The organism is Pararhizobium sp. DWP3-4, from assembly GCF_049898205.1.
GTDB lineage: Bacteria > Pseudomonadota > Alphaproteobacteria > Rhizobiales > Rhizobiaceae > Pararhizobium.
In genome coordinates this window covers 164,765-181,300 of sequence record NZ_JAFCXF010000001.1, presented here as the reverse complement: position 1 = coordinate 181,300, position 16,536 = coordinate 164,765, and the positions used below count along the sequence as shown (strand labels likewise).

At 59.9% G+C, this 16,536-nt stretch carries 15 protein-coding genes; 8 read left to right on the top strand and 7 right to left on the bottom strand.

All coding sequences use genetic code 11. The features are described from left to right. Positions 1-98: 98 nt before the first annotated feature. Entirely contained in the window at positions 99-905 is an 807-nt protein-coding gene (locus tag ACP7E6_RS00875) for a DUF1045 domain-containing protein (RefSeq protein WP_426227052.1), read from the bottom strand. Between the two features lie 203 nt (positions 906-1,108). On the opposite strand from ACP7E6_RS00875, the gene ACP7E6_RS00870 reads away from it, so the two are divergent. Next, on the top strand, positions 1,109-1,498 hold the full coding sequence (locus tag ACP7E6_RS00870) for a PRC-barrel domain-containing protein (RefSeq protein ID WP_426227050.1): 390 nt from the start codon (positions 1,109-1,111) through the stop codon (positions 1,496-1,498). A 90-nt stretch (positions 1,499-1,588) separates the two neighbouring features. Here ACP7E6_RS00870 and ACP7E6_RS00865 read toward each other — a convergent pair whose 3' ends face one another. Beyond that, positions 1,589-2,728, bottom strand: coding sequence for an NAD(P)/FAD-dependent oxidoreductase (locus ACP7E6_RS00865; RefSeq protein ID WP_426227048.1), 1,140 nt, complete (start codon positions 2,726-2,728; stop codon positions 1,589-1,591). A 38-nt stretch (positions 2,729-2,766) separates the two neighbouring features. Here ACP7E6_RS00865 and mnmD point away from each other — a divergent pair, with 38 nt between their 5' ends. Further along, positions 2,767-3,519: a tRNA (5-methylaminomethyl-2-thiouridine)(34)-methyltransferase MnmD gene (gene mnmD, locus ACP7E6_RS00860; RefSeq protein WP_426227046.1), complete on the top strand. Its 753-nt coding sequence runs from the start codon at positions 2,767-2,769 to the stop codon at positions 3,517-3,519. A 111-nt stretch (positions 3,520-3,630) separates the two neighbouring features. Then, a complete protein-coding gene (locus ACP7E6_RS00855; RefSeq protein WP_426227044.1) occupies positions 3,631-5,217 on the top strand; it encodes a trimethylamine methyltransferase family protein in 1,587 nt (528 codons plus the stop codon). A 7-nt stretch (positions 5,218-5,224) separates the two neighbouring features. Here ACP7E6_RS00855 and ACP7E6_RS00850 read toward each other — a convergent pair whose 3' ends face one another. After that, positions 5,225-5,671 (bottom strand): host attachment protein, encoded by a 447-nt coding sequence (locus tag ACP7E6_RS00850; protein WP_426227042.1) that lies wholly within the window; start codon positions 5,669-5,671, stop codon positions 5,225-5,227. Positions 5,672-6,518: 847 nt separating this feature from the next. On the opposite strand from ACP7E6_RS00850, the gene ACP7E6_RS00845 reads away from it, so the two are divergent. Both ACP7E6_RS00845 and ACP7E6_RS00840 read left to right on the top strand, forming a co-directional pair. Continuing rightward, the gene (locus ACP7E6_RS00845; protein WP_426227040.1) at positions 6,519-8,069 is read left to right on the top strand and encodes a DEAD/DEAH box helicase; all 1,551 of its coding nucleotides are present in this window, start codon (positions 6,519-6,521) and stop codon (positions 8,067-8,069) included. Between the two features lie 290 nt (positions 8,070-8,359). Then, positions 8,360-9,424, top strand: coding sequence for a GGDEF domain-containing protein (locus ACP7E6_RS00840; RefSeq protein ID WP_426227038.1), 1,065 nt, complete (start codon positions 8,360-8,362; stop codon positions 9,422-9,424). 137 nt (positions 9,425-9,561) lie between these two features. Here the strand turns inward: ACP7E6_RS00840 and ACP7E6_RS00835 are convergent, their stop codons facing one another. Then, the gene (locus tag ACP7E6_RS00835) at positions 9,562-10,443 is read right to left on the bottom strand and encodes a DMT family transporter (protein WP_426227036.1); all 882 of its coding nucleotides are present in this window, start codon (positions 10,441-10,443) and stop codon (positions 9,562-9,564) included. Between the two features lie 359 nt (positions 10,444-10,802). Here ACP7E6_RS00835 and ACP7E6_RS00830 point away from each other — a divergent pair, with 359 nt between their 5' ends. From ACP7E6_RS00830 to ACP7E6_RS00820, 3 genes are read left to right on the top strand one after another with little or no spacing between them, the layout of a single operon-like run. Then, positions 10,803-12,197, top strand: a complete 1,395-nt coding sequence (locus tag ACP7E6_RS00830; protein ID WP_426228480.1) for a circularly permuted type 2 ATP-grasp protein — start codon at positions 10,803-10,805, stop codon at positions 12,195-12,197. Position 12,198: 1 nt separating this feature from the next. After that, the gene (locus ACP7E6_RS00825; protein WP_426227034.1) at positions 12,199-13,137 is read left to right on the top strand and encodes an alpha-E domain-containing protein; all 939 of its coding nucleotides are present in this window, start codon (positions 12,199-12,201) and stop codon (positions 13,135-13,137) included. A 21-nt stretch (positions 13,138-13,158) separates the two neighbouring features. After that, positions 13,159-13,980: a transglutaminase family protein gene (locus ACP7E6_RS00820; RefSeq protein ID WP_426227032.1), complete on the top strand. Its 822-nt coding sequence runs from the start codon at positions 13,159-13,161 to the stop codon at positions 13,978-13,980. Positions 13,981-13,992: 12 nt separating this feature from the next. Here ACP7E6_RS00820 and ACP7E6_RS00815 read toward each other — a convergent pair whose 3' ends face one another. From ACP7E6_RS00815 to araD, 3 genes are all read right to left on the bottom strand, one after another. Beyond that, positions 13,993-14,406 carry a type II toxin-antitoxin system VapC family toxin gene (locus tag ACP7E6_RS00815; RefSeq protein ID WP_426227031.1) on the bottom strand — a complete coding sequence of 138 codons (414 nt, stop codon included), beginning with the start codon at positions 14,404-14,406 and terminating at the stop codon, positions 13,993-13,995. After that, entirely contained in the window at positions 14,403-14,648 is a 246-nt protein-coding gene (locus ACP7E6_RS00810; RefSeq protein ID WP_426227029.1) for a type II toxin-antitoxin system Phd/YefM family antitoxin, read from the bottom strand. Before ACP7E6_RS00810 ends, ACP7E6_RS00815 begins: the two co-directional genes overlap by 4 nt. A gap of 125 nt (positions 14,649-14,773) precedes the next feature. Next, a complete protein-coding gene (gene araD / locus ACP7E6_RS00805) occupies positions 14,774-16,513 on the bottom strand; it encodes an L-arabinonate dehydratase (RefSeq protein WP_426227028.1) in 1,740 nt (579 codons plus the stop codon). Positions 16,514-16,536 lie beyond the last annotated feature (23 nt).

The following is a 16,536-nucleotide window of genomic DNA, read 5'->3' as shown; positions in this document are numbered from 1 at the left end:
TCCGGAACCGGAAAATCGAAGTCAAAATGGAGGCCGGAGGTGATCTGTCCAAAGCTTGAACAGGCCGAACCTTTACCCGTCAGAACGGCATCGGCCGCTCAGCAGCTCGCCTGCAGCAGACGGGCAGCGACAGCCGCTTTCGATTCGCGGATGCGCGGCACATTGGTAAGCGCCGTTGCGCTGGCCTTGGCACCGGCAGCGACCGGCCGATGCGCCGAGAGCTTGCCGAGCGGGTGCTGCGAATGCACACGCAATGGCGCACCGGGCTCGGGCTCGATGAACAGAGCAAGGCTGGAAATTTTGAGTGGATCGGCGATCACCGGCTCGAAGAAATCACGCAAGGCGGCCTCGAAGCGTGCGTTGAGATTGGAATTCACCGGACCCGTCAGCATCATATGAAAACGGAATTCCTCCATCACATAGGGGTAGCCCCAGCGATGAAGGTTGGAAAACTGTGGCGCGGTCAGCCGGTCCGGATCCCGCCGCTCGATCTCGACATCGCTGAGCGGCGCCCGAAATTCATCAAACGCCTGAACCACGGAAGCCGCAAGATGGTTCATCTGCTCACAGGGAACCGAAGGTGCAAGGCCGAAGAATTCGCCCAGCCGCCCGATTTCCATCCGCGGAATTTCGAACGGGGTCATCGTGCTGGCGAAATGCATCAGCGCCTTCAGCAGCGCCGGCTCACTGGTTTCGTCATGCAGGCGGAACGGCGCCTTGATCGTTCCGTGAAATCCGTAACGGCGTGGCACGGCCGTGTGGAAAGCCAGTTCCTGGCGGCTGAAGCCGGCAATGGAGGGCGCTTCCGGGGCTTCGCCGGAATAGACGTTGCGGCCAAGCCAGCTTGCTGCGGCGACCGACAGCGGATCGTATATCGACGGCGTGAAATAGATAGCGTACCGCATCGGCCCCGCTCCGTTTAAACTTGTTCTGAAGCCGGGGTTAAGTGATTTGCATGACACAATGACGAATGGGGCGGTCGATAGTACTTGCCTTACCGTCGCTCGATCAAAAACCGGATCCTCCCTGCAAATGCCGACTTTTGGACGGAACCAACCCGCTTTTGCTTCGTTTTCTCCGCGGTAACATTAAAAAACGGAGACGAAGCATGACCTACCAGGACAACACTATCCAGGATGCCAGCGTCAAGGAAACACACGACCTGATCGCCAGCGACAAGGTGGTCGGAACCCGCGTGTATGGCCAGGATGGAAAACATATCGGCTCGATCGAACGCGTGATTCTGGAAAAGCGTAGCGGCCGTGTTTCCTATGCCGTGCTTGGTTTCGGTGGCTTCCTCGGCATCGGTGAAGACCACTATCCGCTTCCCTGGCAAAAGCTCAGCTATGACGAAAGTCTTGGCGGCTATCGGACCGATATCACCCGCGAACAGGTCGAAAGCGCGCCAAAATATCAAGGCGATGATGAGTATGACTGGAACAAGGAAAACGGCCGAAAGGTCTATGACTACTACGGCGTTCCGCCCTACTGGATGTAAATTATCGTGAATCGCTAGCAAAAAGCCCTGTTCATGTGAGCAGGGCTTTTTTGCGTGATTGATAGACCATCTTAGGCAACCACAGCCTCATTAGTCGCGTAACAGCGAAAAGTGGCTGGCACAGCGAAACGAGTCCGGCAGTGCATCGTCCTGCTGTCCGGACATTTCGCCGATGACGCTGGTTGCCAAGCGATGCGCCAGTCCGAAGCTGATTTTGAAGCCGCCGGTCAGGGTGTAGAGCCGAGGATGATCGGGGTGGCGGCCCGTCATTGGATCGCGGCCGATTGCCTTTGGCCGCAAGCCAGCCCAGCGCTCGATCACTGGCGCATCGGCAAGCAAGGGCACCACCGCGCGTGCCCGCGCCAGCAGATCGTCAAGCAGGTGATCGTTCGAAGAAGGATCGGCAAAACTGTTTTCGCTGGTGCTTCCGACCGCGACGAGGCCATTGTCATGCGGCACGACGTAGAGTCCATCCATGAAAATGACCGGCAAAGCGGGATCGAGATCGGCTTTCAGCACCGCCGCCTGCCCTTTGACCGCGCCGCCGCTGGACACCGTCAGTGGCGTTTCCTCAAGCGCATCCAGATGCGGGAAGGTATCGACGCCGTTGGCGAGAATGCAGGCACCGAAAGAGACGGAATGCCCGTCCGAAAACGTCGCCGTGCCGGCAGCCGGATCAAGGCCCAGAAGTGCGCGCCCTTCCTCGATCCGCACATGCCGCGACCGGCCAAGTGTTGCAGCCAGCAGGGCAAGCAACCGACGGGGATCGACGCGGGCGGCCAGCGTATCGAACACGACGCCGCTGGCCATCGCCTCGTTTTCCGGCCAACCCGCTGCCGCCGGGCTATCCTGCACATGCCAGAAAAACCGCTGGTCTGCCTGATGCCAATTGACAAGCGCATCCTGCTCGTGGCGCAACGCAATGGTGCGCAGATGCGGCTTCGGCAAGGGCATCAGGCGGCCGGAACGCTGGTAACCGGCGGATAGCCCGGTTTGCGCTTCCAGACCCAGGATTTCCTGCTCGAGCGAAAGCAACGCATCGAACTGGAACTGTTTTTTATCGTCCCAGCGATCCGGCATGTACGGCATCAAAGCGCCGAGCACGCCGCCGCTGGCCCCGGCACCGATCCTGTCGCGCTCGACGAGAACGGTTTTCAGCCCGGCCCGATCGGCCATGACGGCCGCCCAGAGGCCCATGATGCCGCCGCCGGCAATCAGCAGATCCACCATCGATTGACCTTCTTGAACGTGGAGATTATCGGTTCGCCATGACCCGCGATCAATTGGACGGAACGCCCACGCCGGACGGGCAAAGCCCAAACCGGCAAACGCTTGAATGGCACGAGGGCGATATGCCCTATTCGCAGGAATTTGGCGACCATTTTTATTGCCGCGAAGACGGGCGGCTGGAATGCGGCCATGTCTTTCTCGCAGGCAATGGCCTGCCCGAGCGTTGGCGCAGACCCGGCACATTCAGGATAGGGGAGCTCGGATTCGGTACCGGACTGAATTTCTGCGAGACATGGCGGCAATGGAAAGCAGCCCCTTTAAAGGGCGGAAATCTGCATTTCGTCTCGTTCGAACGGTTTCCGATGCGCGCGCCCGAAATCGACCGGGCGCTATCGCGCTGGCCGGAGATCGAGGCAGAACGGCTGGCGCTCTGTGCCCATTGGCCGGACGATCCGGCGGGCCGGATCGATATCGATTTCGCAGACGGATTGCGTCTCACCGTGATCTGCGGGCCTGCCCTTCAAGGTATCAGTGATTTCTCAGAGGTATTCGATGCCTGGTATCTCGACGGCTTTGCGCCCAAGCGCAATCCCGACATGTGGTCGGAAGACCTGATGCGGCTTGCCTATGAAAAGACCGTCGAGGGCGGCACGTTTGCGACCTATGCCGCTGCCGGTTTTGTCCGCCGCAACCTGCAGGCTGCAGGTTTTACAGTCGAACGCAGGACCGGCTTTGGCAGCAAGCGGGAAATGCTCGGCGGCGTAAAATCGACATCGCGCGTCGCGGAATAACCAGCCTCGAAACCGCCCTTCTCTTTCAGGGAATTTTGCTGTCGCAAATGGTGGCGCCTTCGGGGCACCGGATCTGCAACATGCCCCTCTGTCCAAACCGATGGAAAAGTCATGAGCGAGCACGAATTTCCGCAGTCCACCCAAAGCGACACCGAAGCGCCGGTGGAACGCCGCCGCCGAACCGGCGGACGTGGCGCGGATCGCTCGCGCAAGGGCGTAAGCAGCTCGAAATATCTCAATCTCGTCAACACGATGGCGAAATCCTCCGTGCTGTCGGAAGAGGCTCTGGAGGCCGTTCATGATGCCTCGCTGACCATCCTTGAAGAGATCGGCATGGACGTGATCCTGCCGGAAGCCCGCGACCGGATGAAGGCGGCAGGTGCCGACGTGACGCCCGGCACCGACCGGGTGCGTTTCGATCGCGGCCTGATCATGGACATGATGGCGTCCGTGCCATCCGACTTCACCATGCATGCGCGCAATCCGGTACGCAATGTGCAGATCGGCGGCAACAATCTGGTGTTCGCGCAGATCGCCTCGGCGCCGTTTGTCGCCGACCGCGAGGGCGGACGCCGTGCCGGTAATCAGGAAGATTTCCGCAAGCTGGTCAAGCTTGCCCAATCCTATGACATCATTCATACCACTGGCGGCTATCCGGTCGAGCCGATCGATATCCACGCGTCCGTGCGCCATCTCGATTGCCTGTCCGACATGGTGAAGCTGACCGACAAGGTGTTCCACTGCTATTCGCTCGGCCAGCAGCGCAATATCGACGCCCTTGAGATCGCCCGCATCGGCCGCGGTATTTCCGCCGAGCAGATGGAAAGCGAGCCGTCGCTGTTCACCATCATCAATACGTCCTCACCGCTGCGCCTCGACGGGCCGATGCTGCAGGGCATCATCGAAATGTCCTCGCGCAACCAGGTCGTCGTCGTGACGCCGTTCACGCTGGCGGGCGCCATGGCACCGGTGACGATCGCCGGTGCGGTCGTGCAGCAAAATGCCGAGGCGCTGGCCGGCATCGCCTTTACCCAGATGGTCCGGCGCGGGTCGCCGGTCATGTATGGCGGCTTCACCTCGAATGTGGACATGAAAACCGGAGCGCCCGCCTTCGGCACGCCGGAATATATGAAGGCCGTGATTGCCGGCGGTCAACTCGCCCGCCGCTACAAGGTGCCCTACCGCACCTCCAACACCAATGCCTCCAACACGCTCGATGCACAGGCGGCCTACGAATCAGCACTGTCGCTCTGGGCGCTGACGCAGGGCGGCGGCAATTTCATCATGCATTCGGCCGGCTGGAGCGAAGGCGGGCTGACGGCATCCTTCGAGAAATTCATTCTCGACGTCGATATGCTGCAGATGGTGGCGGAATTTCTCACTCCCCTGGATGTCAGCGAGGATGCGCTTGGTCTCGATGCCGTCCGCGATGTCGGGCCAGGCGGCCACTATTTCGGCACCGCCCATACGCTCGCCCGCTACGAGACAGCCTTCTACTCGCCGATCCTGTCGGACTGGCGTAATTTCGAAACCTGGACCGAGGCCGGGCGGCCGACGACCTACGATCACGCCAACCGCGTCTTCAAGGAAAAGCTCAACGAATACGAGAAGCCACCGCTCGACCCTGCCGTAGAGGCCGAGCTTGATGCGTTTGTTGCCCGCCGGAAAGCCGAAGGTGGCGTTCCGACGGATTTCTGACGGAGGATCAGTTCGACATCGCAACGCGAACCGACGAAATCAACTTGTCGGTCGGAAGGTTGCTATAGTCCTTGCTGATCTCGGCAATGGTCTTTGCCCGCGTTGCCGTTGACAGCATCGAGCGAAGATCGCCAAGCGTCTGGGGTGCTGCGCAGACAACCAGGCGGTCGAATGCCCCCTCGTGCTCATAGCTGTCGATCTTGCTGGCAACATCGGCAGTGAATTTCTGCTGTTCTTCGCGCACCGGATCACTGGAATATTCCATCGCAGAACGGCCATGTCCGACCGACGAATGGCTGCGGCCGGGCCTGTCGCTCATGATGTCTTGGACACGCTTGGTATCCAGCTGAAAAACCTCCTGCTCGGGGCTCTGGGGTCCATCTTTGAGGAAATTCACGCCCTTCAAAAGGCGAGCCTGGTTTCCGTCAGCGGCAAGAATCCATGTCGTGGTCATACTTCACTCCTCGAGCAATGTTCATATCGACAACCGCATGTCACCATACCGGCGGCAGGATGACTGGGCGTCAACACACGCCTCGTTCAATCATGGCGCGTGTGAGTTTCAACGCAGCGGCAAAAAGGAAGGTTCCGAAATAATCCCTGTAAAATCCGGTGCGTAACCATGACGGCGGAAACCTGATCTATGGGCCTGGCAGAACTGCAGCTGTGGTCCACGGGAAATCGAACGCTGGATGGATGCCATGGCTGAACCGCTGTAAAATCTTTTGCATCCGGCACTCGTAAAGACGATGGCGGATCATATCGCCACCCATTCCACAGGGTTCGAACTATGCGATCCATCATCGCAAAGCCAATGGCAGCCTTGCGCCGAAGGTGGATGGAAGAGCCTCGTGCTTGCCCCCGCTGAGACCGTTACGATGACGCGCCAGCATGCGATACGCGCCACGCGGCACTATTATCCCGGCGGCCCGGCTGGACATTCTCGTCAACGGTACCGTTTTGGCAGGCGGAGATTTCCAGCTTGTGATGGCGTAATCCACGGGTCTCTTCGCACCTGCAAAAAACTATCCCTTGACTTTTGACCGCAAAACAACGACATGAGGCCCAGCGTCACCTTCCGGCCGCCGCGTGAGCGAGCCCTGCGGGATCTAACCGATCCGTAACGAAGGATAAGCGCAACACAGAATGTTTTGCCAAACGTGGCAAAATGCATGCGCTAGACGAGTTTAATCAACCCACAAGTTCCCAAATCACGCGGGGTTCTTGACGCGAAGCGAAACCGGAACCGCATGGTGCAGTTCCGGCAAATCTCGTTTTGCGCCCCCGAAAAAGGTACTACATTGACCACTTTCAAAGACCTTGGCCTCTCCGAGCACGTGCTTTCGACCCTCACCGCCCTTGGGTTCGATACGCCGACGCCGATCCAGGCCGAAGCCATTCCGCTCGTGATGGAAGGCCATGACCTCATCGGTCTCGCCCAGACCGGCACCGGCAAGACGGCCGCTTTCGGCCTGCCGATGATCGAAAAGATGCTGAAGGACGACAAGCGTCCCGATCCGCGCAACATCCGTGCTCTCGTTCTCGCCCCGACCCGCGAACTGGTGAACCAGATCGCTGCCAACCTGAAGGACTTCGTCAAGAAGACCCCCTTGAAGATCGGCCTCGTCGTCGGCGGCGCATCGATCAACAAGCAGTCGGAACAGCTGGCGCGCGGCGTCGACATCCTCGTCGCCACCCCCGGCCGTCTTCTCGATCTCGTCGCCCGCCGCGCCGTCACCCTGACGCAGGCGCGTTATCTCGTGCTTGACGAAGCCGACCAGATGCTCGACCTCGGCTTTATCCACGACCTGCGCAAGATCTCCAAGCTGGTTCCGAAGAACCGCCAGACGCTGCTGTTTTCGGCCACCATGCCGAAGGCGATTGCCGATCTTTCCAGCGAATACCTGAGCAACCCGAAACGCGTCGAAGTCACGCCTCCAGGCAAGGCTGCCGACAAGGTCGAGCAGTATGTGCACTTCGTCCAGGGCGCCAGCCAGAAGACCGAACTGCTGAAGAAGTCGCTGACCGAGAACCCGCAGGGCCTGGCTCTCGTCTTCTCGCGCACCAAGCATGGCGCCGAAAAGCTGATGAAGCATCTTGAGCATACCGGCTTCTCCGTCGCCTCGATCCACGGTAACAAGAGCCAGGGCCAGCGCGAGCGTGCCTTGAAGAACTTCCGTGACGGCCAGACCCGCGTTCTCGTCGCCACCGACGTTGCCGCGCGCGGCATCGACGTTCCCGGCGTCACCCACGTTTACAACTACGATCTGCCGGAAGTGGCGGATGCCTACGTTCACCGCATCGGCCGCACCGCCCGTGCCGGCCGCGACGGTATCGCCATCGCGTTTTGCGCGCCGGACGAAATCCGCCTGCTGCGCGACATCGAGCGCCTGATGAACATCGATATCGCTGTTGCCAGCGGCGAAATTCCTGCCGACCGTGCCCGCCCGAAGGGTGGCCGTGGTGGCAATGGTGCCCGCAACGCCGGACGCCCGGCCGGCAACGGCCATGCCGAGCGCCGTCCGCGTCCGCAGGGCGGCAGTGACAACGTCCACCGCGCTGAACGTTCCGCTCCAAGCCCGTTTGCTGGTGACGATCTTTTGGCAACCGGCGAGCCCAGGAAGCAGCACCGCAAGGGTCAGGGCCCGGCCGCACAGGCAGCCCACGAAACCGCCCTTGCCAAGCGTCCCGGCGGCAACCGCAACGGACGCCCCGGCCAGAAGCAGGGCGAATGGCGCAACCGCAACCACGGCGGCGGCAATGCCGCTGGTGGCCAGAGCCGCGAAGCCGGCGCCGGTGCCCAGGGCCAGCGCAAGCGCGCCAACGCGGCACCGCGCCGCGACGAGGCGTAAGCCAGTCCAGTAAAAGGAGCAGGGTTCGCCTTGCTCAGATTTCAAAGCCGCTCGCAGCATCCTGTTGCGAGCGGCTTTTGTTTGTGCTGGTTGTCACCTGTCGCTCGATTTCCGGAAAGGCTACCGGCCGGCAACAGTCGCGCGCATTGCGGACTGATTCGGACTTTTCAGCGTGGATCAGATTGGGCTGACGGCGTTTGGATCCTGCAAACGAAACTTGTTACTGCTTCCATCCTCTGGAGTTCGTTTGCGAGCGCAAAAGCTTACGAAGCGCCTTCACTGCAACTGAAATGAAACGTTTTCGCTGCATGCTGCAGCAAGTTAAGCGTCGATATGAAATCGAGATGTGGGAACGATTCATGCACAGCAGTTTGCCATCTCGCTGCGAAAGCCGTTTTGACGCGATGAAAGTGGACGCCAGTCAGCAGATTCCACACAGCCCTGCGAACTCCGAACAGTTCAATCGGCTTCAAAACCTGTTTGATAAATCGTTCAAGGCGGCTCGGGTCGGCATTTGGGAGTGCACCCTGCCGGATGAAACGCTCACATGGACGGATACAGTCTACGAGTTGTTTGAGTTGGAACCGCGGTCGCCGCTGGTGAGAGAAGCCACCGTTGCGCTCTATCTCCCCGAATCGCGTAGAATGCTAACCGAAGTTCGCAGCGCGGCGATCAAAGATGGAGAAGGATTTACGCTCGACGCCCAAATTGTTACCGCCAAGGGCAACCCGCGATGGATCAGAATCACCGCCATTGTTGAAAGAGTTGATGGCCAACCGGTGCGAATATTCGGAATGAAGCAGGATATAACTGCCGAAAAGACCTTGTTCGAACACATTCGCTGCCTGGCGGAAACCGACCCCGTCACGGGGCTTGCATCACGAACAAGGTTTGAGGCAGCGTTTGATGAGGCTGTCACTGCCGGTCCACCCGCACAAAAGGCACTTCTGCTCATAGATTTGGACAGCTTCAAAGCTGTCAACGACAGGTTGGGACATCAAGCCGGGGACGAGTGTTTAAGAGACGCTGGCCGGAGAATTGGTGAAGCAACGCCGAATGCGACTGTGATTGCACGCCTTGGTGGTGATGAGTTTGCCATTATTCTTGATTGCGAATCGGTCGAACGCCTTCAACACGCCGCTGGACGCATCACCAGTAAATTGGAATGGTGGGTCGGATCCTTTCCAAACAAACTCAAGGTGAGTGCCTCCGTCGGCGGGGCAATGATCCTGCCGGGAATCCCCGCTAAAGACATCTTCGCTGAAGCAGACAGGGCTTTGTATGCCGTGAAAGCGAAAGGCAAAAACAGCTTGAGCCTGCCATCGGGGACCGGCAAGGTCGCAGACGTCGCCTGACAGACGGCAGTCGGTGTCGACGATATTCCTATTACGCCGAATGGGTCATACTCGTCCCCGTTCCCTGCGAGTTGTCGCCATCGGCCTTCAGTGTCCACAACCGGCGCACATTCGCCCACATGTAACCGCCATCACTTTTATCCCGCCGCCTTCCTGTTCGTCAGATAAACCCCGGCAACGGCAATCACCGTACCAATAATCATCGGCAGCGTCAGCGTCTCATCAAACAGCAGCCACGCTTGCAAGGCTGCCAGCGGCGGCACCAGATAGATCAGCGAAGCGGCCTTCGACACCTGTCCTCGCCGGATGAGATAAAGCAGCAGGGCAATCGCTCCCATCGACAGGCCGAGAACCGCCCAGGCCAAGGCCGCAAACAGTTGCACGCTCCAGATCACCCGCATGTCTTCCAGCAATAACGCGGCAGGGATGGTGACGATCAGCGCGCCGACATATTGCAGGGTCGCGGTCGAGCGGATGTCGCCGTCCTGAAGGTATCGCTTCTGGTAGATGGTGCCGTAGGTCACAGCCGCCATTCCCAGAACATTGATGGCCACGGGAAACAGATGGATCGGCGACCTGCCGGTATCGATCGCCAGAACCTTGGGAACGACGGCGAGCGCAATCCCGAGAAAGCCCAGGGTCAGCCCGACCTTCTGCTGGCCAGACAGATTTTCACCGATCAACGCGGGGGCGGCAACCGCCGTCATCAACGGCTGCAAACCGGCGATGATGCCGGAAATCGCCGCTGGCACTCCTTGACCGATCGCCCACCAGACGGCGCCGAGATAGAGCCCGTGCAGCAAGATGCCGGAGATCACTGCATGCCCGGCGCCAGTCCATGTCTTTGGCCAAGCAGCACCCGTCGCCAGACAGAAGCCGACGAACAGCAGCGTGGCGAGCAAATAGCGCAGCACCAGGAACGTCAGCGGATCGGCATAGATATCGGCGTATTTCGCCATCACCCATCCCGTCGACCAGAGCATCACGAAAATGGCCGGGGCCAGGCGGTCGAGGGTCATGGAGGCATTCCCAATGCGATACAAACGTCATCGAATGCGATAGGGCCGCACAAGATGATGGTCAAAGCAAAATTCCTGATGTTTAGCGTCAATCTCCGCAACAACCGTCGAGGATGGCTGCATAAATTTTGGGCGTTACAGACTTCAAAGTCCGGCGACTTGCCCCGGAATTCGGGTTAACTCGGCAAACGGCAGTATTTCATGATGAAAACCGCGCCATGCCCCTCCGGAAAACCCGCCAAAAGGCCCATAAAAGCGGCGAAATTTCTTTTGGCTTCGATTGAGCATGCTTCTTGCATTGCTGTTGCTGTTGGTCTCAAATGACAAAAAAGGGGATCACACCGTTGGCATTTGACGAAATGATGAATGCGGACAACAGCCCGCGCCAGCCTTACTCGACTTACAATGATTGGTACGCAGCCCAGGACAAGGCCCGCCTGATCGCCAAATCGCGGGAGGCGGAAAACATATTCCGCAAGACCGGCATCACCTTCGCGGTCTACGGACACGCAGACAGCTCCGAAAAGCTGATCCCATTCGACCTGATACCGCGCATCATTTCCGGCCGTGAATGGCGCAAGCTCGCCCAGGGCATCGAACAGCGGGTCATTGCCCTGAACGCCTTCCTCGACGACATCTACCACAAACAGGAAATCATCAAGGCCGGCCGCGTTCCGCGTGAGCTGATCGAGCGCAACGTCGCCTTTCTGCCGCAGATGATCGGCTTTCGTCCGCCGGGCGGTGTCTATACCCATATCGTCGGCACAGATATCGTGCGCACCGGGGAAGACCAGTTCTATGTGCTGGAAGACAATGCCCGCACGCCGTCGGGTGTCAGCTACATGCTGGAAAACCGCGAGACGATGATGCAGATGTTCCCGGAACTGTTCCATCAGAATCGTGTTCGCCCGGTCGAGAACTATCCTTATCTGCTACGCCATTCGCTGGCGTCGCTTGCCCCTCCCGGCTGCACGGGCAAGCCGCGTGTCGCAGTGCTGACACCCGGCATCTACAATTCGGCCTATTACGAACATGCGTTCCTGGCCGACATGATGGGCGTCGAACTTGTCGAAGGATCGGACCTGCGCGTCATCGACGGCAAGGTGAAGATGCGCACCACGCGCGGTTACGAGGCGATCGACGTGCTCTACCGCCGTGTCGATGACGACTATCTCGATCCGCTGACCTTCAAGCCCGAATCGGCGCTGGGCGTTCCCGGCATCATGGACGTCTACCGCGCCGGCAATATCACCATCGCCAATGCGCCGGGCACCGGCATCTGCGACGACAAGGCGATCTATTCCTACATGCCGGAAATCGTCGAATTCTACACCGGCCGCAAGGCGCTGCTGGAAAACGTGCCGACCTGGCGCTGTTCGGAGGCCGATAGCCTGAAATACGTGCTGGAAAACCTCGCCGATCTCGTCGTCAAGGAAGTGCACGGCTCCGGCGGCTACGGCATGCTGGTCGGGCCGACCGCGTCCAAGAAGGAGCGCGTGCTGTTTGCCGAAAAGCTCAAGGCGCGTCCCGCCAACTATATCGCCCAACCGACGCTTTCGCTTTCGACCGTGCCGATCCTCGTCAACAAGGGCATCGCTCCGCGCCACGTGGACCTGCGCCCTTACGTCCTCGTATCCGACAAGGTGCAGATCATTCCGGGCGGGCTTACCCGCGTGGCGTTGAAGGCCGGTTCGCTGGTGGTCAATTCCAGCCAGGGCGGCGGCACCAAGGACACCTGGGTTCTGGAGGACTGACATGCTTGGAAGAACCGCAAACGGCCTCTACTGGATGTTCCGCTATATCGAGCGGGCCGAAAACAGCGCCCGGTTGATCGATGCCGGCCTGCGCATGTCGCTGACCCGCTCGGAGGCAACCGAAGACGATTGGGACGGCGTGCTGCAAAGCTCCGGCGTTCGCGATATCTATGACGACCTCTATCCAACGCTGACCAGTGCCGACGCCATCGATTTCCTGCTGCGCGACAAGTCCAATCCGTCCAGCGTGATGTCCTGCATCGATTCGGGCCGCAACAATGCCCGCATGGTGCGTACCGCCCTGACGCGCGAAACCTGGGAAGCCACCAATGAATGCTGGCTGGACCTGAAGACCATGCTGGCACGGCGCGTCAAGCCGGCAGACCTGCCGGAAGCGATCGATGCGATCAAGCAGAGGACCGCGCTGATCCGCGGCGCCTTCCATGGCACCATGCTGCGCAACGAGATCTTCAACTTCTCGCGTATCGGCACCTTCATCGAGCGGGCCGACAATACCGCCCGCATTCTCGATGTGAAATACTATGTGCTGCTGCCGGCAGTGTCGCAGGTCGGTTCCTCGATCGACAACGTCCAGTGGGAATCGATCCTGCGTTCGGTGTCGGCGCATCGGTCCTATGGCTGGGTCTACGAGGCGGAATACAAGCCGTCGAATATTGCCGACTTCCTGATCCTCAACGGCCGCATGCCGCGCTCCCTCGCCTACTGCTACGATAAGATCGTCAGCAATCTCGGCTACCTCGCCCGGGAATATGGTGAAGGCCATGCGGCCCATGCAACGGCGGAGGGGACGCTTTCTTCCCTGCGCAGCCATTCGATCAAGGATGTCATGGACCAGGGACTGCACGAGTACATCGAGAATTTCATCAGCCACAACAACCGTCTGGGACAGGAAATCTCCGATGGCTACCGGTTCAACTGAGATTCGGATGGGGAGAGACCAATGCGTCTGAAGATCAGTCACACCACCGAATATACCTATGCCGAACCGGTGCAATACTCGCTGCAGCGCCTGCGCCTGACGCCGCTGACGCAGACCGGGCAGACCGTCATCAGCTGGGAAACCTCCGTTGAGGGTGCCAAGATGGAGGTCGGTTATGACGACCATTTTGGTAACCGCGTCAATCTCGTCAGCGTCGATGGCGACCAGACCTTCATCCGCATTGTCGCATCAGGCGAAGTGGAAACCGAAGACAAGGCCGGCGTCTACGGCCTGCATCAGGCTTATGCACCGCTCTGGCTCTATCTGCGTGAAACTCCGCTGACGAAGATGGCCAAGCCGATCCGCAATCTTGCCAAGGCGATGGCTGGCGATACGGACTTGGCGAAGATGCATGCCCTGATGGGCGAGATCGCCGAAACCGTCGAATACAGGCAAGGCGAGACCGGAACGGAAACGACGGCGGAACAGGCCCTCCTGCAGAAGAGCGGCGTCTGTCAGGATCACGCCCATATCATGATCGCTGCTGCGCGCACTCTAGGCCTGCCCGCCCGCTACATCTCCGGTTACCTGATGATGGAGGATCATCCGGAGCAGACGGCAAGCCACGCCTGGGCCGAGGTGCATTTGACCGGTCTCGGCTGGGTGGGCTTCGACGCCGCCAACAAGATGTGCCCCGACGACCGCTATGTCCGTATCGCCTGCGGGCTGGACTACCGTGACGCCGCACCGATTTCCGGCCTGATCCACGGCTCGTCCAGTGAAGCGCTGAAGGTTTCGGTAACGGTCGAGCAGCAGGGTCAGAGCCAGACGCAGAGTCAGTGAACTAACGCCCGGTCATGACGATGCGGCAAGAGTACCGACATGGCCCTTCGCCCCATACTCAAGGATCGCTTGGTCTGCCGTCATCAACGGCACCTGATGAAACCGGGCTGTTGCAACGATCATCCTGTCGGCAGGATCGGCGTGAAAACTTCCTGGGAGACGGACGCTGCCAACGGCGATGGGAGCCTCCAAAGGCGCAAGTTGCACACCTGGCAAGGCCAGAGCCCGCTCGATCCAGCGGCCGGCATCGTCACCGAGCGCAATGCGTCCCTTCTCGGCCAGCATCGCGATCTCCCAAGGCGTGATCGCCGAAACCAGAATGCGACTATGCGCAGTCGTATGATCAATAATCTGCCGGGCCTTGGAGCCAAGTCGCGGATCGTCCTGCACGGCCCAGATCAGCACATGCGTATCGATGACGATCACCGGTTGGCATCCCACTCGCCGGCCTCGATCGCCGGTGAAAACGGGTCATCATAGCTTAAAACGCTGCCCTTCATCGCGCCGATGATGCTGGTGTTAGCCACAGCGTCTGGAACCGGCGAGAGCATAGCGACGGGTTTACCTCGCTTGGTGATGGTGATGGGTTCACCGTCATCGTTCATCTGATCAATGAGATTGAGGCACTTTGCCTTGAATTCGGCCGCACCGACTGCCTTCCCATGCATGACCACATCTCCTGTACATATAGGTAACTATATAGTCCTTATCGTTCGCCGCGACAATGCAGGTCCAGAAACAGAAAAGGCGGAGCAAATGCCCCGCCTTTTCTCGATTCAGAATACCGTGCAGATCAGTGGCTGTCCTTGCCGACAGCGCTTCCGCGACAGCCCTTGAGGAAGTCGAGGTCGGCGCCGGTATCGGCACCTTCGACATGCTGCTGGTGCAGGAAGGCATAGCCCGATGTCGGCAGGTCGTGGTTCGGCTGCCATTCGGCAAGCCGGCGCGCCAGTTCCGCTTCGGAAATGTCGAGATGCAGACGCCGGTTCGGCACGTCGAGCTCGATCATGTCGCCGTTCTTGACCACCGCCAGCGGTCCGCCGACGGCAGCTTCCGGCGAGGTGTGCAGCACGACGGTACCGTAGGCCGTACCGGACATGCGGGCATCGGAGATGCGCACCATATCGGTGATGCCCTTCTTCAGCACTTTCGGCGGAAGGCCCATATTGCCGACCTCGGCCATCCCCGGATAGCCCTTCGGACCACAGTTCTTCATGACCATGATGCAGGTCTCGTCGATGTCGAGATTGTCATCGTTGATCTTGGCCTTGTAGTCGTCGATGTCCTCGAACACGACGGCCCGGCCCCGATGCGTCAACAGATGCGGCGATGCGGCGGACGGCTTCAGCACCGCGCCCTTTGGCGCCAGATTGCCGCGCACCACGACGATGCCACCCGATTGCGTCAGCGCCTTGTCGGTTGGCAGGATGACGTCCTCGTTCCAATTGACGACGTCCTTGACCTCGTCCCACATGGTTTCGCCGGAAACCGTCAGCGCATCCTTGTGCAGCAAGCCTGCCTCGCCGAGGCGCTTGATGACCACCGGTAGGCCGCCGGCATAGAAGAACTCTTCCATCAGATATTTGCCCGACGGCATCAGGTTGACGATGGTCGGCACGTCGCGGCCGCAACGGTCCCAATCGTCCAGCGTCAGATCGATGCCAACGCGGCCGGCCATGGCGAGCAGGTGGATGACGGCATTGGTCGATCCGCCGATCGCCGCATTGGTGCGGATGGCGTTCTCGAAGGCCTGTTTCGTCATGATGTCGGACGGCTTCAGGTCGTCCTTGACCATCTGAACGATCCGGCGGCCAGTGAGCTGCGCCATTACCTTGCGGCGGCTGTCGACGCCCGGGATTGCGGCATTACCGGAAAGCGCCATACCGAGCGCTTCGGCCATGGAAGCCATGGTGGAGGCGGTGCCCATGGTGTTGCAGGTGCCCGACGAGCGGCTCATCGAGGCTTCCGCCTCGAGGAACTCGTCCTGCGTCATCTCGCCGGCCTTCACCATCTCGGAGAATTTCCACAGATGCGTGCCGGAACCGATACGTTCACCGCGGAAATAGCCGTTCAGCATCGGCCCGCCGGTGACGACGATCGATGGCAGGTCGACGGAGGCTGCTGCCATGATCAGCGACGGCGTGGTCTTGTCGCAGCCGACCAGAAGCACGCAGCCGTCCATCGGCTGGCCGCGGATCGTCTCTTCGATCGCCAGAGCCGCCAGATTGCGATACATCATCGCCGTCGGGCGGAAGGTGTTTTCCGATGCAGAGAATACCGGCACTTCCATGGGGAAGCCGCCGGCCTCCCAGACGCCGGCCTTCACCTTTTCCGCAAGCTCGCGCAGATGGCCGTTGCACGGCGTCATATCCGACCATGTGTTGAGGATGCCGATCACCGGGCGTCCGTCGAACAGGTCGTGCGGATATCCCTGGTTCTTCATCCAGCCGCGATGGTAGATCACGTCGCGGCTCGTGCCGCCGTACCATTCCTGGGACCGCAGCTTGCGCGGCCATTCCGCTTTCTTCGTCATAGTCCTTGTCCTTTAAGAGGGAC